This window comes from Rhizobium sp. BK275 (genome assembly GCF_014193555.1).
Classification (GTDB): Bacteria; Pseudomonadota; Alphaproteobacteria; order Rhizobiales; family Rhizobiaceae; genus Rhizobium.
On the sequence record NZ_JACHZL010000001.1, the window covers coordinates 201,323 to 223,433 of the forward strand.

The 22,111-nt window shown below is 58.6% G+C and carries 26 protein-coding genes and 1 pseudogene; 16 read left to right on the plus strand and 11 right to left on the minus strand.

Translation table 11 applies throughout. The features are described 5' to 3' along the window. Positions 1-34 precede the first annotated feature (34 nt). Positions 35-922, plus strand: a complete 888-nt coding sequence (locus tag FHT82_RS00840) for a MurR/RpiR family transcriptional regulator (RefSeq protein WP_183725404.1) — start codon at positions 35-37, stop codon at positions 920-922. Between the two features lie 89 nt (positions 923-1,011). Here the strand turns inward: FHT82_RS00840 and minE are convergent, their stop codons facing one another. From minE to minC, 3 genes are read right to left on the minus strand one after another with little or no spacing between them, the layout of a single operon-like run. Next, a complete protein-coding gene (gene minE / locus FHT82_RS00845) occupies positions 1,012-1,269 on the minus strand; it encodes a cell division topological specificity factor MinE (RefSeq protein ID WP_183725406.1) in 258 nt (85 codons plus the stop codon). After that, positions 1,266-2,081, minus strand: a complete 816-nt coding sequence (gene minD / locus FHT82_RS00850; protein ID WP_183725408.1) for a septum site-determining protein MinD — start codon at positions 2,079-2,081, stop codon at positions 1,266-1,268. The genes minE and minD overlap by 4 nt, the downstream gene beginning before the upstream one ends. Before the next feature lie 30 nt (positions 2,082-2,111). Further along, positions 2,112-2,855, minus strand: a complete 744-nt coding sequence (gene minC / locus FHT82_RS00855) for a septum site-determining protein MinC (RefSeq protein ID WP_183725410.1) — start codon at positions 2,853-2,855, stop codon at positions 2,112-2,114. A 313-nt stretch (positions 2,856-3,168) separates the two neighbouring features. Here minC and FHT82_RS00860 point away from each other — a divergent pair, with 313 nt between their 5' ends. Then, positions 3,169-3,798, plus strand: a complete 630-nt coding sequence (locus FHT82_RS00860) for an alpha/beta family hydrolase (RefSeq protein ID WP_183725412.1) — start codon at positions 3,169-3,171, stop codon at positions 3,796-3,798. A gap of 195 nt (positions 3,799-3,993) precedes the next feature. After that, positions 3,994-5,262 (plus strand): acyltransferase, encoded by a 1,269-nt coding sequence (locus tag FHT82_RS00865; protein ID WP_183725414.1) that lies wholly within the window; start codon positions 3,994-3,996, stop codon positions 5,260-5,262. Positions 5,263-5,325: 63 nt separating this feature from the next. Here FHT82_RS00865 and FHT82_RS00870 read toward each other — a convergent pair whose 3' ends face one another. Then, the gene (locus tag FHT82_RS00870; protein WP_183725416.1) at positions 5,326-5,520 is read right to left on the minus strand and encodes a hypothetical protein; all 195 of its coding nucleotides are present in this window, start codon (positions 5,518-5,520) and stop codon (positions 5,326-5,328) included. Positions 5,521-6,100: 580 nt separating this feature from the next. Here FHT82_RS00870 and xth point away from each other — a divergent pair. Further along, positions 6,101-6,898 carry an exodeoxyribonuclease III gene (gene xth, locus FHT82_RS00875; RefSeq protein ID WP_183725418.1) on the plus strand — a complete coding sequence of 266 codons (798 nt, stop codon included), beginning with the start codon at positions 6,101-6,103 and terminating at the stop codon, positions 6,896-6,898. On the opposite strand, the gene FHT82_RS00880 is transcribed toward xth, so the two are convergent. Next, positions 6,852-7,148, minus strand: a complete 297-nt coding sequence (locus FHT82_RS00880) for a hypothetical protein (protein WP_183725420.1) — start codon at positions 7,146-7,148, stop codon at positions 6,852-6,854. The two genes, xth and FHT82_RS00880, sit on opposite strands and share 47 nt — an antisense overlap. Before the next feature lie 198 nt (positions 7,149-7,346). Here FHT82_RS00880 and FHT82_RS00885 point away from each other — a divergent pair, with 198 nt between their 5' ends. Continuing rightward, positions 7,347-7,901, plus strand: a complete 555-nt coding sequence (locus FHT82_RS00885) for a hypothetical protein (RefSeq protein WP_183725422.1) — start codon at positions 7,347-7,349, stop codon at positions 7,899-7,901. A gap of 70 nt (positions 7,902-7,971) precedes the next feature. Here the strand turns inward: FHT82_RS00885 and FHT82_RS00890 are convergent, their stop codons facing one another. Continuing rightward, the gene (locus tag FHT82_RS00890) at positions 7,972-8,235 is read right to left on the minus strand and encodes a hypothetical protein (protein WP_183725424.1); all 264 of its coding nucleotides are present in this window, start codon (positions 8,233-8,235) and stop codon (positions 7,972-7,974) included. 311 nt (positions 8,236-8,546) lie between these two features. Between FHT82_RS00890 and FHT82_RS00895 the strand changes: the two genes are divergently transcribed. The 3 genes from FHT82_RS00895 to treS all read left to right on the plus strand — a co-directional run bounded on the left by FHT82_RS00895 (position 8,547) and on the right by treS (position 10,910). After that, the gene (locus FHT82_RS00895) at positions 8,547-8,810 is read left to right on the plus strand and encodes a hypothetical protein (protein WP_183725426.1); all 264 of its coding nucleotides are present in this window, start codon (positions 8,547-8,549) and stop codon (positions 8,808-8,810) included. A 12-nt stretch (positions 8,811-8,822) separates the two neighbouring features. Further along, positions 8,823-9,197 (plus strand): GFA family protein, encoded by a 375-nt coding sequence (locus FHT82_RS00900; RefSeq protein WP_183725428.1) that lies wholly within the window; start codon positions 8,823-8,825, stop codon positions 9,195-9,197. 69 nt (positions 9,198-9,266) lie between these two features. Further along, positions 9,267-10,910, plus strand: a complete 1,644-nt coding sequence (treS, locus tag FHT82_RS00905) for a maltose alpha-D-glucosyltransferase (protein ID WP_183725430.1) — start codon at positions 9,267-9,269, stop codon at positions 10,908-10,910. 28 nt (positions 10,911-10,938) lie between these two features. Here the strand turns inward: treS and FHT82_RS00910 are convergent, their stop codons facing one another. After that, on the minus strand, positions 10,939-11,328 hold the full coding sequence (locus FHT82_RS00910; protein ID WP_183725432.1) for a hypothetical protein: 390 nt from the start codon (positions 11,326-11,328) through the stop codon (positions 10,939-10,941). Positions 11,329-11,580: 252 nt separating this feature from the next. Beyond that, positions 11,581-13,092, minus strand: a complete 1,512-nt coding sequence (locus FHT82_RS00915) for an oligosaccharide flippase family protein (protein WP_183725434.1) — start codon at positions 13,090-13,092, stop codon at positions 11,581-11,583. 243 nt (positions 13,093-13,335) lie between these two features. Here FHT82_RS00915 and FHT82_RS00920 point away from each other — a divergent pair, with 243 nt between their 5' ends. The 8 genes from FHT82_RS00920 (at position 13,336) to FHT82_RS00955 (ending at position 20,629) form a co-directional block, all read left to right on the plus strand. Next, positions 13,336-14,007, plus strand: coding sequence for a hypothetical protein (locus FHT82_RS00920; RefSeq protein ID WP_210276638.1), 672 nt, complete (start codon positions 13,336-13,338; stop codon positions 14,005-14,007). Beyond that, positions 14,004-14,633, plus strand: a complete 630-nt coding sequence (locus FHT82_RS00925; protein ID WP_183725438.1) for an HAD family phosphatase — start codon at positions 14,004-14,006, stop codon at positions 14,631-14,633. Before FHT82_RS00920 ends, FHT82_RS00925 begins: the two co-directional genes overlap by 4 nt. After that, positions 14,630-16,123, plus strand: a complete 1,494-nt coding sequence (locus FHT82_RS00930) for a glycosyltransferase family 2 protein (protein ID WP_183725440.1) — start codon at positions 14,630-14,632, stop codon at positions 16,121-16,123. The genes FHT82_RS00925 and FHT82_RS00930 overlap by 4 nt, the downstream gene beginning before the upstream one ends. Further along, positions 16,116-16,871: a hypothetical protein gene (locus FHT82_RS00935; protein WP_210276639.1), complete on the plus strand. Its 756-nt coding sequence runs from the start codon at positions 16,116-16,118 to the stop codon at positions 16,869-16,871. The genes FHT82_RS00930 and FHT82_RS00935 overlap by 8 nt, the downstream gene beginning before the upstream one ends. A gap of 111 nt (positions 16,872-16,982) precedes the next feature. After that, entirely contained in the window at positions 16,983-17,960 is a 978-nt protein-coding gene (locus FHT82_RS00940) for a glycosyltransferase (RefSeq protein WP_183725442.1), read from the plus strand. A 413-nt stretch (positions 17,961-18,373) separates the two neighbouring features. Further along, a complete protein-coding gene (locus tag FHT82_RS00945) occupies positions 18,374-18,544 on the plus strand; it encodes a hypothetical protein (RefSeq protein ID WP_183725444.1) in 171 nt (56 codons plus the stop codon). A gap of 71 nt (positions 18,545-18,615) precedes the next feature. Further along, entirely contained in the window at positions 18,616-20,004 is a 1,389-nt protein-coding gene (locus tag FHT82_RS00950) for a sensor histidine kinase (protein ID WP_183725446.1), read from the plus strand. 1 nt (position 20,005) lies between these two features. Continuing rightward, entirely contained in the window at positions 20,006-20,629 is a 624-nt protein-coding gene (locus tag FHT82_RS00955; protein ID WP_183725448.1) for a response regulator transcription factor, read from the plus strand. On the opposite strand, the gene FHT82_RS00960 is transcribed toward FHT82_RS00955, so the two are convergent. The 3 genes and pseudogenes from FHT82_RS00960 to FHT82_RS00970 all read right to left on the minus strand — a co-directional run bounded on the left by FHT82_RS00960 (position 20,626) and on the right by FHT82_RS00970 (position 21,920). Further along, positions 20,626-21,162, minus strand: a complete 537-nt coding sequence (locus tag FHT82_RS00960; RefSeq protein WP_183725450.1) for a hypothetical protein — start codon at positions 21,160-21,162, stop codon at positions 20,626-20,628. The genes FHT82_RS00955 and FHT82_RS00960 overlap by 4 nt on opposite strands. Before the next feature lie 179 nt (positions 21,163-21,341). Beyond that, positions 21,342-21,454, minus strand: a pseudogene (locus tag FHT82_RS00965) (BA14K family protein); the annotation flags it as partial. Between the two features lie 31 nt (positions 21,455-21,485). Beyond that, positions 21,486-21,920 carry a BA14K family protein gene (locus FHT82_RS00970; RefSeq protein ID WP_183725452.1) on the minus strand — a complete coding sequence of 145 codons (435 nt, stop codon included), beginning with the start codon at positions 21,918-21,920 and terminating at the stop codon, positions 21,486-21,488. Positions 21,921-22,111 lie beyond the last annotated feature (191 nt).

A 22,111-nucleotide genomic window follows, 5' to 3' on the forward strand; every position in this document is an offset into this window, starting at 1 on the left:
CAAGTTCGCAAGCAGCGCCGCAAGAAGTGATGCAATGGAAAGACAGAACGAAATTCCGCAACTTCTCGGCGATCTTATCAGCCGCAACTCGACAAAGCTCACCGAGGCTGATACCCGCCTTCTCGATGTGATGATGCAGGATCCGATCCGCGCGGCAATGGAGAACGGCAAGGCCGTCTCCTTCCGTGCCGGCGTGCATCCCGCCTCGGCCGTGCGGCTTGCGCGCCGTCTCGGTTTCAAGGGTTATCCCGAATTCCGGACCTTCCTGCAGGCAAGCCTCATCGAAGGCGGCGGCGATTTTGAAAGCCCGGCTGCACGCATGGCCGCTCGCCTCGTCCAGGCGGAAGAAGGCGGCGTACTCTCTTCCGTACTCGACAGCGAGATTGCCGCGCTCCAGCAGGTGCGCAACGCCGTCGCCGATGCCAATGTCAGAGGATTTTCGGAGATCCTGCGCGATAGCCGTCGCGTTCTCGTCTTCGGACGCGGCCACTCCGCCGCTCTCTCCTCGCTGATTGCCCTGAGGCTCAATCGCTCCGGCTATCCGTCGGTCGATCTAGCAAGCCAAATGCATCTGATCGCCGAAGCACTGGCAACGTTGGGACCTGGCGATGTCGTCTGGCTGCTCGCCTTCCGTAAGGCTTCACCGCTGATCCATCAAATCAGGGAGATTGCAGCCGAAAGAGGCGCCAAAGTCCTGGCGCTCACCGATCTGCTCAGCGCGCGCATCGATCCTGTGCCCGATTGCCAAATTTCGGTTTCCCGCGGTGAAGCGGGTGAATCCCAGTCGCTCGTCGTTCCGATGACGATCGCCAATGCGGTCATTCTCGATCTTGCGGCCATCGATGACGGACGTTCGCTGCGCGCGCTCAGCGCCTTCAAGGCTTTCCGCGCGGATTGCGGTCTGTCGCCGGTCATTCTGTGACTATAGCCATCTGTTGCCTATAATCATCAAGATGATGATCGAGCACTATTTGGGAGACATTTCTGTCTCCCAAATGATCTGTTCAAGCATCAGGCTGCCCGAGCGGCCTTGGCGGGAATCTCTACATCGATTTCGAGGATCGAGACGTTTTCGCCGCGATCGATTCTAATCTGCAGACGGTCCCCTTCGATTTCGACGTGTTTGGCGATAACCGCAAGGATTTCCTCTCTGAGAACGGATACGAGATCCGAACCGGGAGACGCGCGTTCATGCGCCAGAAGTACCTGCAGACGTTCGCGCGCGATCGGTGCAGTTTTCTTCTTCTGAAAGAAATCGAATACGCTCATGCTGCCCTCCGTCCGAAGATCTTGCCGAACAGACCGCGCTTCTCGCCGGGTATCGTCACCGGGAGAACCTCGCCATTCAGGCGACGGACCGCCTCAAAATAGGCTTTTGCGGGCGCGCTGTTCTGGTCCGCAAGCGTTACCGGAGCGCCGAGGTTGGACGCGCGCAGCACATCCATGCTCTCCGGGATGATGCCGAGCAGCGGGATCGACAGGATCTCGAGCACGTCATCCACCTTCAGCATGTCACCGCGTTCGGCGCGGGTGACATCATAGCGGGTGAGAAGCAGGTGCTTTTCAATGCGCTCACCCCTCTCCGCCTTTTCCGTCTTGGCGTCCAGAAGGCCGATGATACGATCGGAATCGCGCACCGAGGAGACTTCCGGATTGGTGACGACGACGGCGATATCGGCATGGCGCATAGCCAGCGTTGCGCCGCGCTCGATACCAGCGGGACTGTCGCAGATGACCCAGTCGAAATGCTTCTTCAGCTCGTTGATGACGCGCTCGACGCCTTCTTCGGTGAGGCAATCCTTGTCGCGGGTCTGGGATGCCGGCAGAAGGAACAGCGTTTCCAGCCGCTTGTCGCGGATCAGCGCCTGGGTCAGCTTCGCGTCGCCCTGAATGACATTGATCATGTCATAGACGACGCGACGTTCTGCCCCCATGACGAGATCGAGATTGCGAAGACCGACGTCGAAGTCAACGACGACAACCTTCTCGTTCCTCTGCGCCAGCGCTGCCCCCAACGCTGCAGTCGAGGTTGTCTTGCCAACGCCACCTTTACCCGAGGTTACAACAATGACCTTTCCCATATCCCTCTCCTGTTTCAACCATTCACCCTGTTAAATCAGTCGCGACGCCATGATCGCGTCGTTCTCAAGCCATAATTGCGCGGACTGACCGCGCAGCTCGGCCGGCAGGTCGTCGGCCGTCTTGTAGATTCCATCGATTGCCAGAAGTTCGGCCTCCAGCTTGCGGCAAAAGATGCGCGCCGCCGAGTTGCCGACCGATCCGGCAAGCGCCCGTCCACGAAGCGCGCCGTAGATATGGATCGAGCCGCCGGCGATCACCTCGGCACCCGATGCGATGGACCCGATGACAGTCACATCACCTTCGGGAAAGATGATCGACTGGCCGGAACGCACCGGCTCATGCAGCACCAGCGACGACACAGGGGCGCGGACAATCGGTGCAGCAATCTCCTGCACCTCTGCCGGCTTCGCCTTACGCGACGCCTGCCCTTCGGCCTGGACCTCTGCTGTCGGCACGTCCACATCCGCTGCCGGACGTCCGCCAGCCATACCCGGCGGCATGCTGGCGTCGAGCTGCGACGGCCGCGCGCCTTCGATGCCCATCACCCTGACATTGCGCTCACCGAGAGCCTGAACCATCGCCTTCAGCGCGGCACGGTCCAGCGAGAGCTCGGTGACGTCCAGAACAACTGGCCTACCGAGGAAGAACCCGGCAGAGCGAGCAGCGAGGTCGTCGAGACGAACGAGCCAGTCCTCGAACGGCAGATCGGGCGTCAGCACGACTGCAAGAAACGATCTGCCTTTGATACGAATGGAGCGTGCGTCGGTTAACACGTTAGTAAACTTGGTTAATTTCGATTTAAAAGCTTTAGCTGCTTCATGGTTAACAAATCGTTAACACGAGGTCGACGGGACCAAAAAATGGCCCTCCGAAACAGCGGCGACCCGTTCACCGAATTTCGCACCTCATGCCAGTTGCAGCTTAGGTTCTTCCAAAAAAATCAGAGCTTTCCTCGATTTCACACGCAATAGGAAACGGGAAGATCGTCCTTCGAGCGAAATGCCAGCTCTTGCTAAAATCGCATGTTCGCCCGCAGAGTAATGCTACCAGTATGATGGACTCACAATCAGAGCATTCGGAAAAGGAATGACCAGCTTTTTGATCACAGGGCCGGAAACGGCCACCTTCACGATCCTCCTGGCTCATGGCGCGGGCGGGGCGATGGATTCTGCGTCGATGACGGATCTATCGAAAGCACTCGCAGACGGCGGCTTCCGGGTAGCGCGCTTCGAGTTCGCCTATATGGCGCAGCGTCGCCTGACTGGAGCGGTCAAGCCTCCCCCGCGTGCCGACCACCTGCTCGATGAATATCGCACGGCGATCAGCGAACTAAACGCCGGCAAACTCATCATCGGTGGCAAGTCGATGGGAGGCCGCGTTGCAAGCATGATCGCCGATGAGAGTTTTGCGGCGAAGAAAGCCCGGGGCCTGCTTTGCCTCGGATATCCGTTTCACCCGCCGGGAAAGCCGGACCAACTTCGCACCGCGCATCTGGAAGGCCTGCGCATGCCCACACTGATCTGCCAGGGAACGCGTGATCCCTTCGGATCAAGGGAAGAGGTCGCATCCTATAAGCTCTCAGGTGAGATTGATCTGCTCTGGCTGGAAGATGGCGACCACGATCTCAAGCCGCGAAAGAAGATCTCCGGATATTCCGCAGGCGACCATTTGCGGCGACTGTCCGAGTATACGGTAGCTTGGGCAATGCGACTGTAGCGAACGGACCAACGCTCGCCGCACGCGACATTTCTTCCCATATCAGCCGCTTCCTCAAAATTTAATCTTATTCAGTAAACACTTTTAAAAGTTTGCTTGGTCGAATGCCGCCTCGCGCATCAGCGCAGAAATCAGTTCCTGAACAAAGCGGTTCTCAATTGAACACGCGCTTTGTCATCCGGCGGGAAGTCAATCATGGGCGCGATCGAAGGCAGGAAGATTGATGGCAATCTTTCCATCTATCTTGATCTGCTGCGACTAGGCGCAGCCGTCGTCGTATTTCTCTCCCATGCGCATGTTTTCCTGCTCCCCTCCATCAAGATCGGCCCTCTTGGTTGGGGGCGGGAGGCTGTGGCGGTCTTCTTTGTTCTCTCCGGATTTGTCATCAGCTATGTCGGACGGGTGAGCGAAAAGGAATGGCGCATATACCTCGTCGCCCGCCTCGCTCGAATAATGCCTGTTGCTCTGCTGGCAATCGCGGTGATCTTTGCGGCCGACAGCATCGGAATGCACCTCAATGCCTCTTATTATGATGTCATCAACACCGGATTTTTCACTCCGGTATCAGTCGAATCGGCACTGGCTTATGTGACCTTCACGAACCAATTGTGGTTCGCACATGTCGTTTTTGGCAGCGGCGAACCATACTGGTCGTTGGGTTTCGAAGTTCAATACTACCTGTTTTTCGGGCTGTTCGCCTTTTCGCCGCGGCACGCGAAAATCCCGTTGCTGTGCCTCTGGGCCGCTGTCGCCGGCCCGAAAATCCTGATGTATATGCCGCTGTGGCTCATGGGCTGGTTGACGATGAAATGCGTCATCGAACGTCCGCCATTTCGGCGCCCCATCTCCATCGCGATGATCGTCGTATCGCTCGTGCTGTTCTTCAGCCTGAAATTTTTCGCCGATCGCACTGCGACCAACATGTACGAGACCTGGTCACTGTCTCAGGAAGCGATCAATTTCGTCTACTTCAACCTCATCGGCGTTGCCGTGGTCCTGCACCTCATCGGTGCGGCATCGTTGCTCTACCAGGCTCCGGTACTGTTCGAGAAGACAGGCCCGGCGATCAGATGGCTGGCTGGCGGCAGTTTTACGCTCTATCTTGTCCACCAGCCGCTCATCCTCATGTGTGCGGCCTTCCTGCATCCGGTGGAGGAGCATGTTCCGATGGCGGCTGCCCTGCTCGTCGCCTGCTTCGTTCTTTGCTTCCTGTTGGCAGAGGTAGCGGAACGCCGAAAGAAGTTCTTCGCCTCACTCATCGTAAGTCTGCTACCGGTGCTATCGCGAACGGGCCAGAAAACACGCGTCAATATTGCTTCTGACACCGCCTCCTCAGGCGATACAGCACCGGCGACTTCACAGCTCATTCGAGTTCTCGAGGAAATGCAAAACGCTCTCGATGGAGAGGAAAAAGTGGGCGGCGTTCATGATGCACAACCTAGCGACCGCGCATCGCGGGCTTGAGCGATCGAACCTCCAACGCCTCTCGGATCGCCTGATCTGATGCACTCGCAACCATCTTCCACCTCAGTGAACACTCGGGAGCTTCACCGCGGAGGCGAAATCCTCCGCCACCAGTTCGCTAATCGCGATCAATGTTTCCTCGATCGTAAAACCGGAGGCGACAGTCGCCTCGATCAGATCCTGCAGATCCGGTCCGATAGCCTCACGGCAATCGTCAAGCCTGTCGTCGGAAACTGTCAGACTACGCAACTCTTCCATGATGTCCCTTTCCAGAATAGTGAGCCGGAATAGCCGCCGACATATTGCGGCGGCGCTGTTATTTATCAGCCTGTGGACGGCGCGGCGTCTTGCGGCTGGCAGAAGCCCTTCGCGCTTCCGCTGGCATCCCTCGACACTCATTCTGCGCGAATGGCGCAATCGAAGGGCAGCCTTAGGTGAAACGATCAGAGGGTCGCGCTTTGCGATCACGCTGCGCCAGCGCAGCGGCAATCTATGCTGAACCAGCCACTGGTCGATGTTTGCGAAAGTCTTGGCCGACCGCGCATCCTCTCCTCAAGAGGAGATCCTGTGGTCTTGTGGGTCCCTGCCCAGCCGATACGGGCGATCTCACGTAAGTAAGAGCGATATGGCGGTCATGCAAGGCAGCGCGGTCCGCCTCAACAACAGGCCAACGGGAACTTTCTGAAGCTACGCACATTCCATTCGCCGAGTGCGGGCCGTGTCAACCGGACGCGACAGGGATGGCGAACATGGCGATTTTTCCGGTTTCCCGCCATGGCTAACGAAATGGCAGACGAGCACCCGACCTGTCCGGTCCGCCTCGCCGTCTGGAGGTCGATTGAAAATAGCCACCTATAATATCAACGGAATCATCGGCCGCCTTCCGATACTCCTGCGATGGCTGGAAGAAGATGCGCCAGACGTCGTCTGCCTTCAGGAACTGAAGACTTCCGATGATAAATTCCCGCAACGGGAGATCGAACGTTCAGGCTATTGCGCCGTTTGGCATGGTCAAAAAAGCTGGAATGGTGTGGCGATCCTTGCGAGAGACGTTTTGCCGGTGCTCACGCGGCAAGGTCTGCCGGGAGATCCGGACGACAGCCACAGCCGTTACATCGAGGCCGCCATAAATGGCCTGTTGATCTGTTGCCTCTACCTTCCAAACGGCAACCCTGCACCCGGCCCCAGGTTCGACTACAAGCTGCGCTGGTTTGATCGACTGCATCAGTATGCCGGAGAGCTTCTAGACCTCAAAGTTCCGACCCTGCTCATCGGCGACTTCAACGTCATGCCGACAGACATGGATGTCTATTCCCCGGCACGATGGCGCGATGATGCCTTGTTCAGACCCGAGGTCAGAAAAGCCTATGCCAGGCTGGTTCAACAGGGATGGACGGATGCGCTTCGCCACCTTCACCCGAACAAGCGGATCTACACCTTCTGGAAGTACTGGAGAAACTCATTCGAACGGGACGCGGGACTGCGGATCGACCATATTCTTCTCAGTCCCGACGTCGCTGGACATCTTCGCTCTGCCAGCGTTCGGCGCAATCCGCGGAGCTGGGAGCATACGAGCGATCATGCGCCCGTCATGATTGAGCTCGACCTGCCTTACGCGACCGGCGGGAATCGGTAAATCCACAAGTATAGAGCGCCGGCGAAACCTCTTCGTCCGCACGATCGGGAAAGAGTTGGCGGCGCATGCGATCGAGGGCCTCTGCTTCCTTGCGCGTTCTTGCAAGCAGATCGGTGGTGACATCACCGTAGCGTAAGCCATCCGCCGGGGCGACGCCGACAGTACCGCCGCTCGACAGGAAGTCACAGAAGGATCGCACCGATCGAAGACGCGTGGTGATCTCGATATAGTAGCTATCGTGTCCGGCCATGCTCATCTCCCTTCGCTCTCAAAGGTTAACGCGCACTGCGTCAATATGATGGCACTATTCGCGCCTTTCAGCGGTACCATACCGAAAGCACCGCGTCATGATCGCGGCCATTGGTTATCGCGCCCGCACAGGACGTTATTCTCTTTTGGAAGGAACATTCACCCGCCGACCGCCTTTGTCCCCTCAAGGAGAATTGCCATGGCCAACGCTCGGACCACCTTCCATGAAGTCATCTCGGAAATCGAGGTGCTCGCGACTTCGAATGCAACAGACCATTCCGGTCGCTGGACGGTCGAATATCTCACTCGACGCGAGATCTTCTATCAGTTTTCGGGAAATCGCAGTCTCGAAGGCGGGGATGCGACCGGGCATCGGTTTGACGGTACACGCGATACACTGACGGCCTTGCCCGCAAATCTGCTCGTTCCCGCCATCGCCGACTTCGACAACAATACGATCATGGCCTTCTACATCGGAGCAAGCACGTCGGTAGCGGCAATCGCGCGGGAAGCAGTCGATTGCTCCGTGCGGGCGCCGGAGGTCCTGCTGGTGGACATCACCATCGATGACGAAGATCTGCTTGCAGACACAAGATCCCTGACAAGATTGGCATTCGTCGGGCTCGATGCCAATGAAGGATGGTCGCCGCTTGTTCCATGTGCAGACGTCCTGAGCATCAGCGACATGCTCCATCCGTTCTGGTGCCACGGCAGACAGGTGGCGCGAAGAGGTCTACTGCAGATCAGGATCTGACGAGCGATGTCGCGCCAACGGTTCAACGTCCTGCCGCTGGTCCTGTTTTGAGCGACCGCCGGATCGTCGCTCAGTCAAATAATTCACCCCGTCCAATCTGTCCTTGCTTCGCATCGATATCGCTGATTGCCGGATCGTCAGCGGGATCCGGGTCACTGGTGTTTGCGTCTTTGAGAGACCGCGCTGCCTCAAAGAGCGCCACAGCCATTTCATCCGCGCCCCAACCCGCGGCATTAGCATCGGCGATAAGCGCCTCCAGGGCAACGCGGGCGGCATCGGTCGCTTCCTGAAAACGACGGGTGGGATCATTGCTTGTCGGTACTGGAAAATTCATATCCGTTCCTTTCGAGGGTTCGAACAAGATGTGGTGCTTGAAGTGAACGCAGCGGACCGCAAATAGATGCGTCGATCGTCTCGACGCGCGACCAGCAAGCCACGGCTATGTCGCCCACTGCTTCTCAAGAAGGCATATGTTCTTCGACGGATGCCGGCGGAGCGAAGGCCGGAGTAAACCATTCGGTAAGGCGACAGTGCGGAACCGAAGGAAGGGAGGCTCCGGAACCAATCGCCAGCATATCGGTTGATACACTGATCTCCATGCTACGAGAGAAGCGAAACCGGCAGAATGGCCGGAGGGAGGTTTCGATGGATCTGAACGGAGCAAAGGTGACGCATCGGCAGAACGCCTGGCATGTCGATTTCTTCGGCGACGCCGGTGAGCAGCTGACGGTGCGCCTTCCCGAGGCGGCGGCGCTGAGTGAAGAAGACGCAATCGATCGCGCCAGGGAAATGATGGTGCAGCTCACGCCCTTCGGTACCCGAGGCGGCGAGCCAAGCCTCAATCGCTACGACAGTTTGAGCAACGGCAATTTCGACGACGATCAACCGCCTTTCGGGGTGAAACATTGAGGGAGGCCTTGGATGACCATACGTCACGGGAGCTGCAATTGCGGCAAGGTGCGCTATCAGGTGGAGGGCGAACCGAAGCGCGTCGGGCTTTGCCATTGCACTGACTGCCGGCAGGAGAGCGGCGCAGCCTTTACCTATTACGCGATCTGGCCGGCGACCGCCTTCAAGACAACGGGAGAAACCGCAGTGCATCAAGGCCGCCGTTTCTGCCCGACGTGCGGGTCGCGGGTTTTTGCCTACGACGAAAACGAGGCCGAGATCAAACTCGGGACCCTGCAGGATGCGCCGACCAGCCTCAAGCCCACCTATGAGCTCTGGATCAAGCGGCGCGAACCTTGGCTGCGGCCGGTCGAGGGTGCGGAACAGTTCGTGGAAGATCGAATTTGATAGGTGTCCGATGTCGAAGTTCGGCAATCCAGGACACCAGGTGAGTCAGCGGAAGACCAAGGGATCTCGATGTCGGATAATGGGCTGCAGCATCCTCTTTGGCACAAAGATGCAATCATTTATCAATTGCACGTCAAATCTTTTTTCGATGCCAATGGCGACGGGGTCGGCGATTTTGAGGGATTGACGCAGAAGCTAGATTATCTGGCGCAGCTCGGCATCAATACCATCTGGCTACAGCCATTTTACCCGTCACCGGACAAGGATGACGGGTATGATATTTCCGACTACACGGGCATCCGGCCGGAATTTGGGACAGTCGATGACTTCAGCCGGTTTGTCGGGGAAGCCCACGCGCGGTCGATCCGGGTCATCGCCGAGCTTGTCATCAACCACACGTCCGATCAGCACCCTTGGTTTCAGCGGGCAAGACAGGCGCCTCCCGGTTCGCCCGAGCGCGCGTTCTACGTCTGGTCGGACACTGACAAGAAATTCAAGGAAACCCGCATCATTTTCGTCGATGCCGAGAGGTCGAACTGGACTTGGGATCCTGTGGCGAAATCCTATTTCTGGCATCGCTTTTATACCCATCAGCCGGATCTCAACTATCGAAACCCGGCGGTTGTCGAAGCCCTGCTGAACACCATGCGCTTCTGGCTGGATCTCGGCGTCGACGGTTTTCGGCTCGATGCCATTCCGCATCTTGTCGAGCGCGACGAGACGCGCAACGAAAACCTGCCCGAAACCCATGCTCTTCTGAAGCATATCCGAAAGACATTGGATGCCAGCTACCCCGGCAAGGTGCTTCTTGCCGAGGCCAATCAATGGCCGGAGGAAGCGCGCCAATATTTCGGCAAGGGCGACGAATGCCATATGGCTTTTCATTTTCCGCTGATGCCGCGGATATTCACGGCGATTGCCAAAGCTGACAAGCAACCGATCGTCACCATCATCGGTCAGACATATGACATTCCGAAGAGCTGCCAATGGGCGATCTTCCTGAGAAATCACGATGAACTGTCGCTGGAGATGGTCAGCGAAGAGGAACGCAATTTCCTCTGGGATACCTATGCTGCAGACAAACGGGCGAGGCTCAATCTCGGCATCCGCCGCAGGCTAGCGCCATTGATGGGCCAGGACCGCAGGCGCATAGAGCTCCTGCACATCCTGCTCTTATCATTGCCGGGCAGCCCGGTGCTCTATTACGGCGACGAACTGGGGATGGGTGACAATATCGACCTCGGAGACAGGAACGGGGTGCGCACGCCGATGCAATGGGCGCCAGACAGGAACGCCGGCTTTTCGACTGCGCCTGAGGAGAAGCTTCCGCTGCCGCCGATCGACGATCCGCAATATGGCTTCAGGGCGATCAATGTCAGGGAGCAAGACAGCGATCCGCATTCGCTGCTCAACTGGCTTCGCCGCATTCTGCGGCTGCGCACCGCGCACCAGGCCTTTGGGCGGGGAGCGATCCGCTTCCTCGAAAGCGGTAACCCGGCGGTCATCGCCTATTTGAGGGAATATGGTGAGGAGAAATTGCTCTGCGCCGCCAACCTGGCGGACGCGTCCGTCGCCGCCGACGTGCAGCTCGTCGGGTTGAGGGGCCGCACCCCCGTTGAACTCATCAATGGCGAGGCATTCCCCGAGATTTCCGAAACCGACTACCGGCTGACCTTTCAGCCCTACGGTTACTATTGGCTGCGCCTCGATTGAACTTTTGGCTCAAAATGCCTAATCACGCTTAGTCGAAACGAAAAAGGCCGAGAGGCATCCTCGTCATTCTCCGAGAAGGCAGCGACCGCAATCGTCTGGCCACCAGGAGCGTTACGGCAATGACGCCGGCGAGCTTGAGCCAGGGATAGTTTCCAGGCTGCTCACGGGCGCTCGTATCCGCCCGTTGGGCGCGTGCCGAAATGGAGGCCTTCGCCTGCTCGCGGAGGAGAGCGAGGTGTCTGCGCAGCAATGTTAGATCTTCCTGCAATCTTGCGAGCTCGCCGGTCTCCTGCTTCTCCGCCGCATAATCGACCGGAAGCAACCTGGCCTCTTCCGTTTCAGTGGCCTCTTCAATGTCGGCAAGATGTTCGTCAAGTTCGGTCTTCGTCTTGAATCCGCGCGTCCTTATATCAGTCATAGGCACCTCCCATCCGGCGGGTTCACTATCGCAAGATGAGAACGCACTCAGCCGTCATAAGTTCGAAGCTTGCCGACACATCCCGTGTGGTGCTCAGTTTCACGGCAACAGCCGGTCGAGTGGGGTGATTTCACCACCATTTGAGAGTGGAATAAGCCTCACGGCTATGGCTGTATGGTGGCACGGCTTTCGAGCCAGTGGCTGATAGCGGACAAGGAAACTCGGCTCTAACAAGCACCCGCATCCAAGTCTTTATCGCGCATCCGTCACATGGTTGAGTTCCGCCATCAAGGCGCGACCGCTGGACCATGCGATGAGGATATAGGCGAGCCCCCCCACCACAACTCCCATGAACAGATCCACCAATGGAAGATTTAGACTGCCGCCAGTCATGTGCAGAGCTAGGCCGACCGCACCGACCATGACACAGGCACCCAATCCGGCGGGAAGGATCCGGCGCAACAGCGATGGCCAGCGAAATCTCGTGCCGCGCTGCAGGAAATACAGGGATACGGCAGTCGTCAATGCCGCAGCCACGACTTGCGCGACGGCGATATTGAGCAGTTGCGGCCCGATCCAGCCCGCGACTGCGAGGCAGGCGAGGCTGGTCGCCGTAAACAGCATGTTCAGGCGCGGCAGCAGGGCAACGCGGCCGATGATGCTGAGCACAGGCTCGTTGAGCATCTGGATGACGGCAATGCCGCGCGCGGCGGCCAGCAGGATGAGGACCGGCGCCGCTGCGAGCCATTGCGCGCCGAGAGCCACGCTTACGAGCTGTTTCGATATCACGGCAAGGCCCATGAAGACCGGAAGCGCTGCGAAAGCCGTCGCAGCCATGATCAATCCCATCAGACGGCTGAGGCCTTCCTCACCGCCGCCCGCCTCACCCTGCTGGCGGGAAAAGTAGCTCCATGCCAGCATCCGCACGGGTTCGGAAATCAGCTCGGTGACGGCGCCGACGATGCGGCTTGCCATTCTGTAGAGGCCGACTTCCGTCGCGCCGATGAAGAAGACGATCAGGAATTCCGCGCCGTAACTTTGCGCAAATTGCATCAGGCGCGATGCCAGCAACCGTGTGGAGTAGGCCAGTGCCTCGCGGGCAGTTGTGAGCTTGAATTCGAAGCGAGGAAGCCAGCGCGCAAAGCCCGTGGATATCAGCAGCGCAACGAGCACGACGCAACACCGTCCTGCCGCAAGCGCGACGATGCCCCAGCCGAGCAACAACCCTCCGGCGGTCACGAGAAGGCCCAAAAATTCCGAAGCCGCCTGGTAGCAGGCAAGTTCACGGAGCCGTCGCCCCCTCACCAGCACGCCGCTTTGGCAGATGATGAAGGTACCGGGAACGATTGTGGCCATCAGCAGCAGAAGGGTGAGGAAAATCGATCCGCTGGGCTGCAGCCAGATAAGGGAAATGGCAAGCCCGAGGAAACCGAGAATGGTGAAGGCGAGCCCGCTTGCAAGCGCACAATAGAGAACCGTACCGGGCAGCTCCCTATCGTGCGGCGCAGCGATAAGATATTCACTCCATCCGGCCTCGGCAATCTTTGATTGCAATAATACGGTCGAGGAGACCATGGCAAAGATACCGACCTCGGCCGGTGAGAGGACGCGAGCGGCGACCAGCAACGTGCCGATGCCGCAGAGTTGGCTTACCAGACGCGCGCCCGAAACCCACAGCGCATCCCGTGACGTAGACGCACTGCGTGGCTTGTGATCTTCACCTTCTCCGGACACTGCAGTTGACGCAACACTAGATGTGCCCATGGTCACATGTTCTTTTTAGTTAAAACCGAGGTAAATTCCTTACTTCTACGCGCTTTGCATGTGTTACCAAAGTAACAACTTTGGTGTATATTCTATGTTGACGACTTATACTCACTTCTGCATAGTTAAAATGAAATTACAATCATGCATGTGAAATTTGGTCGGCAGATGCATGGATTTTATCCAGCTGTTTGTAGCGACACAAAATCGTTTGCTGGCCGATTGGGCCGGAAGGGCATGATCATGATGATACTCGCACATCGCGGCTGGTGGCAGGCGCCCCATGAGCGGAATAGCTTAGGGGCATTCGAGAAGGCATTTGCAGCCGGACACGGCGTTGAACTTGATGTTCGCGATCTGAATGGCGAACTGGTTATTTCACACGATCCTCCCACAACCGGAGCGCTGCCTTTCGAGCGCGTTCTTGAGTGCTATGCGAAAAATGGCGCCCCCGGACGGCTGGCCATCAACATCAAGGCGGACGGTCTCTGCCCGGTTCTCGTGCCGATGCTGGAACAATATAGTGTGACGAAACGCTCCTTCGTTTTCGACGCCTCGGTTCCCGATCTCAGGCCCTATCTCGACAGCGATATCCCGGTCTTCACCCGCTTCAGCGAGGTCGAGTTCTACCCGTCCTTCTACGAACGCTGCCAGGGTGTCTGGGTGGATTCCTTCACCGAAAAGCCGGCATCCATCGAACGCGCGATCGATGATCTACGACGCGGCAAATATGTCGCGATGGTCTCGCCGGAACTGCATAAGCGCCCGCATGAGGCAGTCTGGGCCGCCTGGTCCGGCGCATTGCGGCAGTCTGCAAAGAGCGGTCTTTCACTCGAGCGGCTGATGATCTGCACCGATCTGCCCGATGCAGCCGAGCAGAGCTTTGCCTGGATGGTTGAGGAGGAAGTCACATGATCCGTGCTGTTTTGTTCGACATGGATGGCGTGCTGATCGATGCCAAGGAATGGCACTACGAGGCACTGAACCGGGCGCTCGATCTTTTCGGCATGCCGATCGACCGCCAGGCGCATCTGACCACGTTCGATGGCCTGCCGACCCGGCGTAAGCTGGAAATCCTCTCCCGTTCCAATGGTTTGCCGAAGGGGCTGAACGAGCTGATCCACGACCTGAAACAGGACTATACGATGGAGCTGATATACACCCGCTGCAAGCCGGTGTTTGCTCATCAGTATGCGTTGAGCCGCCTCAAACATGACGGCTACAAGATCGCGGTCTGCTCGAATTCGATCCGTGTCACCATCGAATCCATGATGCGGCGCGCCGGATTGATGGAATATATCGACCTCATCGTCTCCAACGAGGACGTCACCCGCGCCAAGCCGGACCCGGAAATGTATGTGACGACAATGGAGCGCTTCGGTCTCAGGCCGGATGAGTGCCTGATCCTCGAGGACAATGAATACGGCCTGAAAGCCGCACGTGACAGCGGAGCTTACGTCATGCAGATCGGCACACCGGCCGACGTCGTTTACGGCCGGATCGTATCGGAGATCAAGCGTGTATCGGAGGTGATGGCATGATCGTCCTGTTCCCCACCACGGGCGCAAGCCCCCATTTCAGCCCGGAAGACTATGCTTATCCGCGCCCGCTCATCGAAGTCGCCGGAAAGCCAATGATCCTTTGGGCCATCGAGAACTTGAAGTCGCTCGGCGGCGACACGCGTTTCCTTTTCGTCGTCGATCAGCAGGATGCCGTCAAATATTCCTACGAGCGGATCTTCGACCTGAGCACGAACGGCCGTTCCGAGGTGGTCATGCTGAAAGGCCCGACGGCCGGCGCGCTCTGCACTTGCCTGATGACCATTGACAGGATCGATCCCACCGAGCCGCTGGTCATCGCCAACAGCGACCAGATCATCGACACCCGCCTTGCATCCGTGATTGCGGAATTCGAGGCGGCCGAGGCGGATGCTGGTGTCATCACCTTCGAAACGGTCCACCCGCGCTGGTCCTATGCGACGCTCGGCGACGACGGTCTTGTCAACCGCACGTCCGAGAAGGATGTCATCAGCAACAAGGCGATCGCCGGATTCTACTATTTCCGCGAGGCCCGGATCTTCTTCAAGGCCGCGACTGCCGCCTTGCGGCATGGGGTCACGGTGGACGACCGCTATTATGTCAGCTCCTCGCTAAACGAAGTGATCCTGGATGGCGGCCGCGTCGTTTCCGCAAGCGTTCCGGCAGACCGCTACCACAGCTTCTACAATCCAAAGATGATCGAGAATTTCGAGGTCAACGGGGTCCGCCGCCTGTCCTCCGCACAGGCCGCACGGCCCGTGCAACTGGTGGTGCCGGCCGCCGGCCGGGGCAGCCGCTTCGCCAAGGTCGGGTTTACCCGCCCGAAACCCTTCATCGACGTACTTGGCCGGCCGATGATCCAGCATGTGCTGGAAAATACCCTGCCGCCCGGCGGACAGCCGACGGTCCTGCTGCTGCGCGAACATCTGGACAGCCAAACGGATGCGGTGGCCGAGCTTCGCTCGCAGGGTGTCGGGATCGTTTCGGTCGATCATATCACCGAGGGCACCGCCTGCACCGTTCTTCTGGCGCGCCAGCACCTCGACGAGGAGGCACCCCTTCTCATCGCCAATTCCGACCAGGTCGTGGATATGCGGATCGTCGATTTCATCGACGACTGCATGTCGCGCGATCTCGACGGATCGATCCTCGTTTTCCGCGATCCGAAGCGCGATCCGAAATGGTCCTTCGCAGAAACCGATGCGGCAGGCTTTGTGCTCAGGGTTGCTGAAAAGCAGCCGATCTCCGAACTGGCGACGGTCGGCATCTACTTCTTCCGCCGCGCCGGCGATTTCATGAAGGGTGCTCTCGACATGATGGTGCATAACGACCGCACCAACAACGAGTTCTATGTCTGCCCCGCCTATAACTACGCCATCCGCAACGGCGCACGCATCGGCGTTTACGAAATCGACGTCAGAAACATGCACGGGCTTGGTACGCCCGAGGATCTGGCAGAGTACCTGCAAAGCCGTGAGCCTGCCTATGCCTGACGTCGGCATCGGACCGGGCGCGACGGCGCCGTTGAACATCATCATTCCCATGGCCGGGAGTGATTTCGAACGGCCTGACGGCTCGGTGAAGGCGGAAATACCGGTTGGAAAGACGACATTGCTTGGCGCCACGCTGGAAGCGCGCTCGTGGTGGACCACAGCAGCAGTTCCTGTTTTCGTGCTACGGGATCAGCCCGGATCGCGGCGCTATGCGCGGGAAACATTACTGAGGCACTATTCGACCGCGCGGATCGTATGGCTGTCCGAAATGAGTGGCGGCGCTGCCTGGAGCGCTGCGGCCGGTACCGCACTCGCTGCCTTTCCGGATGCACCCGTCGTCGTCGATCTCTGCGATATCATCTTCGACAGCGATGCGGACATTGCTGCAATCTTTGCCGCCGATCCCAATCTCGGCGGCTTGGCGCTCACATTTGGCTCCCGCCATCCGCAATACAGCTATATCAGGCTTGGAGATGATGGCCGTATGCTGGAAGCGAGGGAGAAGATCGTTATTTCCGGCAATGCATCGGCAGGCGTCTATGCCTTCCGCAACGTCGCCGTTTTTCATCTGGCTCTGGCACATAGCCTGCAGAACCGGGCGAGCCTTGCGCATAACGGCCTGCTTTTTGTGTGCCCGATGCTGAACGGCGTTGTCGCACACGGTTTCGATGTCCGGACGCTACCGGCGCGTGACGTGTTCGATGTCAAGATCGCAGACGCGGCCCTTGCCGGCTGGCGTCAAAGATGAGGGAAATACTGGCGCCGTTCCGCTTCGAAGGGTCACGGAGCCTTGCCAACGATCCGCTCGACACGCGTTCGCGGGGATCAGGGGACCTAGCAAACCGGATGGGAGTTCATCATGACAGCCGGGACATCGAGCAAATTACCCTCTCTCGCCGTTATCATACCCTGCTTCAACAATGCTGAGACACTTGCCGAAGCGCTCGACAGCGCTCTGGCCCAGGATTATCCGGATTTCGAGGTGCATGTTTGTGACAACGGCTCCACGGACGGCAGTCGGGAAATGATCGCATCCTACTCATCTCCACTGCTGAAGCCGGCCCTGCACCGGAACACCGTGCCGCGCACGGACAATTGGAATCGCGCCTATACTGCCGGCGCGAATGCGGATTACCTCGTCACCTTGCATGCCGACGACCGTCTCGCGCCGGGGGCGTTGCACGCCATCGGGCGCGCGGCAATGCGCCACCCTGCCCTGATCCACGGCCGTTTCCGGCAGATTACCTATGGAGGCGATCCCATTCCCGGCCGTCGCTTCGGGTGGAGTTACAGCAACAGCGGCGAGGCGTTTCGGGAACTGCTGCTGCTCAACAATATGGTCGCGATGCCGGGTGCGACCATCCGCACGGACGTGTTCTTCCGGGCAGGCCGCTGGGACCCGGCCTGGCAGTATCTGCAGGATATGGAGCTCTGGTGGCGCTGCGGCGAACTCGGAGAAGTGGCATTCGTCGCCGACATGCTTGGCGACCACAGAGCCTATAAGCATCCGCAGGCGCTGCACCGGCATGCCGAAGAACATCTTCGCTGGACGACGCGCAAGCTTCGAACCGCCCCAACACGCCGGCTGCGGCAGGCCGCTGCGGATGGACTGAATGCCTATCTCGAACGCCTCGAAGCGGAAGTGGATGGCTTGCCGGAGATTGCTGCCAGTCTGGTGGACCCTGTCAGGGCTGCCCGTGCGGCTCTGACGAAAGCGCCGGGCACGCGTGTCGATGCCCTCCGCCGGCAAAGACTGCTGCGCATACGTGCTGCCTCGCGCTCAGCCATCGCTAACATCTTTGGAAGACTTTCGCCTTGGCAGGCCCCGTCGCGCTGACGGACGATGGAATTCGCCAATCCAGACCGACCTGTATCGCTGCGGGCTGGCCTGCATACCGCCATTTCGGGGCGGCCAATTGATAGTGGGCTGCGATTACCGCCATCCGGGCGTCCACATCCCGTTGCAAGCGAATCCATGTCTGGGCGGTGCGGCGGTCACCGTGATCTCTTGTGAGAGGGAAGCGGTATTTGCCGCATCTGACACCGGATCAGTTGACGACCTGGATCATCTTGTTGGAAGAAGGCTCGACGATGACGCGCCTCCTTTGATTTCGAGGCGGCCTCACACTCGGACCTCAGTCGGATTCACTTCGGCCTTTGGTCTGATGATGCTCGGACTGGGGTCCCAGATCCGGAACGCACCGTCTCTCCCGCCCGTTCGGCTCCTTGTCGAAAGAGGAGTTTTCAGCCATGGCCGACAGGAACGAAATCCCGGAAATTTCCAGCGCGTGGAACGCATCCCTGCTGGCGCTCGTCATCTTTCTAGCCGTCATGCTCTATGTCTTCGGCGCTGCCATGTCAGGCGACACCGATCAGTTGACCGCCAGCATTCCGGGCGCCGACATGATCGAGGTCCGGTGAAGAGGTCAGGTGAACTGGAAAAGTCCGGCCGATGCGATAGTTTGAGTGAATCGTCGTAACTCAGGTTGGAAATGAACTGGCTCACACGCTGGAACGCCCGCTCCCTCGCCTCCCAATTCTTCATCATGGGAGGGCTTGTTTCCCTTGCCGCGATGTTCCTCATCGGGCTCGTCGTCACCCATCTCATCGAGGACGCCGTCATTCACAATTCGGGTGCTGCGACGGCGCTTTACGTCGACAGCGTCGTCGCACCGTTGCTTCCGGACATGCAGAAGGAATCGCTGCTCGACGAAGCAAGCGCCCAGGCGCTCGACGAAACGCTCGGCCAGGGCGCGCTCGGCCGTCGTCTCATTTCGTTCAAGCTGTGGCGCCGCGACGGCACTATACTCTACTCCAATCAAAAGGAACTGGTGGGGAAGACGTTTCCGGTAAACGACAAACTCGCTCAGGCATTTGCGGGCTCGCTGGTCGCTCGCTACGAAGTCGCGAGCGACCCTGAAAGCGCCGAGGAGCGCAGTCTCGGCAGGGCGCTCATGGAAATCTACAATCCCGTGCTGCAGCCGTGGTCGGGGGAGGCTGTGGCCGTGCTTGAATTCTACGAGACGGCGGAAGGGCTGGAAGACAGCCTCGTCTGGGCAAGGCTCTGGAGCTGGCTGGCCGTGGCCGGTCTGACTGCCATCTTCTTCCTCGTTCTCTCCATTCTCGTCTTTCGGGGCAGCCATACGATCGAAGTCCAGCGTAAAGCGTTAAAGGCCAGAGTGGACGAACTCTCCGCACTTCTTGCCGAAAATCGCGGCCTGCAGCGCAGGCTTCAATTGTCCTCCCAGCGTGCAGCAGCCTTGAACGAGACCTATCTGCGCGGCATCGGCGCCGACCTGCATGACGGCCCGGCCCAGCACATCGCCTATGCCTCGTTGCGGCTCGACAGCGAGTTGCTCGTCGATGCCGCGACACAATCGGAAACACGCGAGAAGGAACTCGCCTGGATCCGCTCCAGCCTCGCCGAGGCGATGAAGGAGATTCGCGACATCTGCAAGGGGCTGGTGCTGCCGCAAATCGAGAACGCCTCGATTACGGAAATCGTGAAACGGGTCGTCGAGGCTCATCAACAGAAGACCAACACCACCGTCGACACGACAATCGACGAGGACGATCCGGAACTTGCCCCCGCTCTCAAGATTTGTATCTACCGCTTCATTCAGGAGGCACTTAACAATGCCTATCGCCATGGTGGCGGCGTTGACCAAGCCGTCATGGCCACATCGCATGATGGCCACGTCCGTATCGAGGTCCGTGACCGGGGTGAGGGTTTTGACCCGACGCAGGTGAGGTCGGCGAGCTTAGGCCTTGTCGGTCTTAGGGAGCGTATCGATAGCCTTGGCGGTGAATTCGACATAAAAACCGGCGAAGGCGGAACGACTGTCATCATGACCTTCGAGCCTATGGAAGCGGAGGAATAGAATGACATCCATCAAGGTCGCCGTCGTAGACGACCATCCGCTGTTTCGCGAGGGGGTGACACGCAGCCTCTCCGAGGTCAGCGATTTTGTCGTCGTCGGAGAAGGCGCCAACACATCTGACGCGGCAATGATCGCCTCGGATGCGCATCCGGACGTGCTGCTTCTCGATGTGTCTATGCCCGGGAACGGGCTCTCGGTGATCGAGGAGATCCTTTCCATAAGCCCGGATACCAAGATCCTCATGCTCACGGCCTCAGAGGAAGTCGATACGCTCGTCGAAGCGCTCCAACGCGGAGCAAAAGGTTACATTCTCAAGGGTGTTGGTTCCCGCGGTCTGGCGGAAGCGATCCGCACCGTCTTCAAGGGAGCCCGGTACGTCTCCCCGGCGATGTCGGCGAAGGTCATGGAATATTCATTGAGCGGGCAGGCATCGGACAGAGACATGCTCACCCCTCGGGAGCGCGAGGTGATGGACCTCGTTGCGCAAGGTCTCTCAAACAAACACATCGGCCTGCGTCTCGATCTACAGGAGAAAACGGTCAAGCATCATATGACCCAGATCCTGACAAAGCTCGGCGTCACGAACAGGACGGAAGCTGCCTTGCGGTGGCGTGAAAAACGCTAGCGCAGCAGGCGCGCAAGCCGCGTGCTGTCAGCCGATGTCGCCCGCCTATTGATGATCGTGCGGCCTTTCGAGTCCTTCATGATGTAGCGTCCTGCACGAAGAGTTTCAGTTATTCCATTCGTATGCCGGACATCGATCGAGCCATCCGTATCTTCGGTCACGCGTGCGCCTGATGTTGAGGGCACACGATCCGTACTACCGGCTCCATTCGAGCTAGATCGGCTGTTCCCACTGCTGTTGCCGTTGCCGCCCGAATTTCCGTTGCCATTACCCCCGCCGCTGCCGCCATTACCATTTCCATTCCCCCCGCCGTTGCCGCCGTTTCCATTCCCTCCGCCACTGCCGTTTCCATTTCCCCCACCATTCCCGCCGTTGCCGTTTCCATTCCCTCCGCCATTGCCGTTTTCGTTCTTTGCGAATGCAGTCAGACTGGCCAGCGACGGAAACGAACCCGTGACATCGACCTTCAGCGGCACAACGGCAAGGACACTCGCGCCGCAGCCTTTCAGGAAATTGCGCTTGGAGATCACCATAGTCCCTGTCGTTCTTCCTTGAGTGTCAACTTGAAAACAGGAATGAGATTGACCGCTTGCTCCGAAATTGCAAGACGGTCAGACATAGGTACCAATGCGGATAGGACTTTGGTCCCGGCTCTCTGATCAAGATGAGCGACGGTCGCTGCAGAAGAAGGCGGCCTTATCATATATGTCCGTCAAACAACGGGAGAAATGCACTGGCGTCTCGGCCCGCTGAACGGCCGATAGGTATTGTCCGAAGCGCGATAGGAATCATAGCGGGGGCGCACCATGAAATATGTGGGTCGGAGCTCGTATCGGCTTCCGGCAACCCTGGAAAACTACCTTTCAGCCGTCACGCAAGGTTTTCGGGGACCACCGTCAAAAGGCTGGTACGTATTGTCAGCGACGTTGTAGGACCGGTAACGCTGCCGGCATAGGCTGAGATGGTGGCCATCGGCCGTCCATTCCTGCTTCGGCGGCTCAATCGCCCCTGTCACGGTTGCGTCAGGTGGCGCAATGGCCAATACGCCAACCAAATTGGCAGGTTTTAAGGATTGGTTATTGTCGACAACGGCCTGCTGCGGCGGAAGGCGCTCGTAATTTTGAGCCTTGGGGTCGACGCGCATCGGTGTCGTCGTCCAAAGCGGCGCGTCGAGATTGGCAAAGTGATGTGGTTCCGGATCGCGCAAGGCGTAGGAAGCAAATCCGTGGCCGCCAATCAGAATGGCACCAAGCGCCGCCAGACAAATGGATGATGCAGCAAGCGACTTCATGACGCGATCTCACATTCCTGCTCCACATAGAAATTGGGAATGCCGGGCTCGGGTTCCGTGACGGGCTCAAAAAAATTGCGCTTTTTGCTCTTGTTTCGTGACTGCGGGATGTCCCTGCCCGTGCGGCGCGATCCCCTCGGCCGCTAATTCCGGAAGGCACCCACAGCGGATAGGAATTTATTGCCATCGCC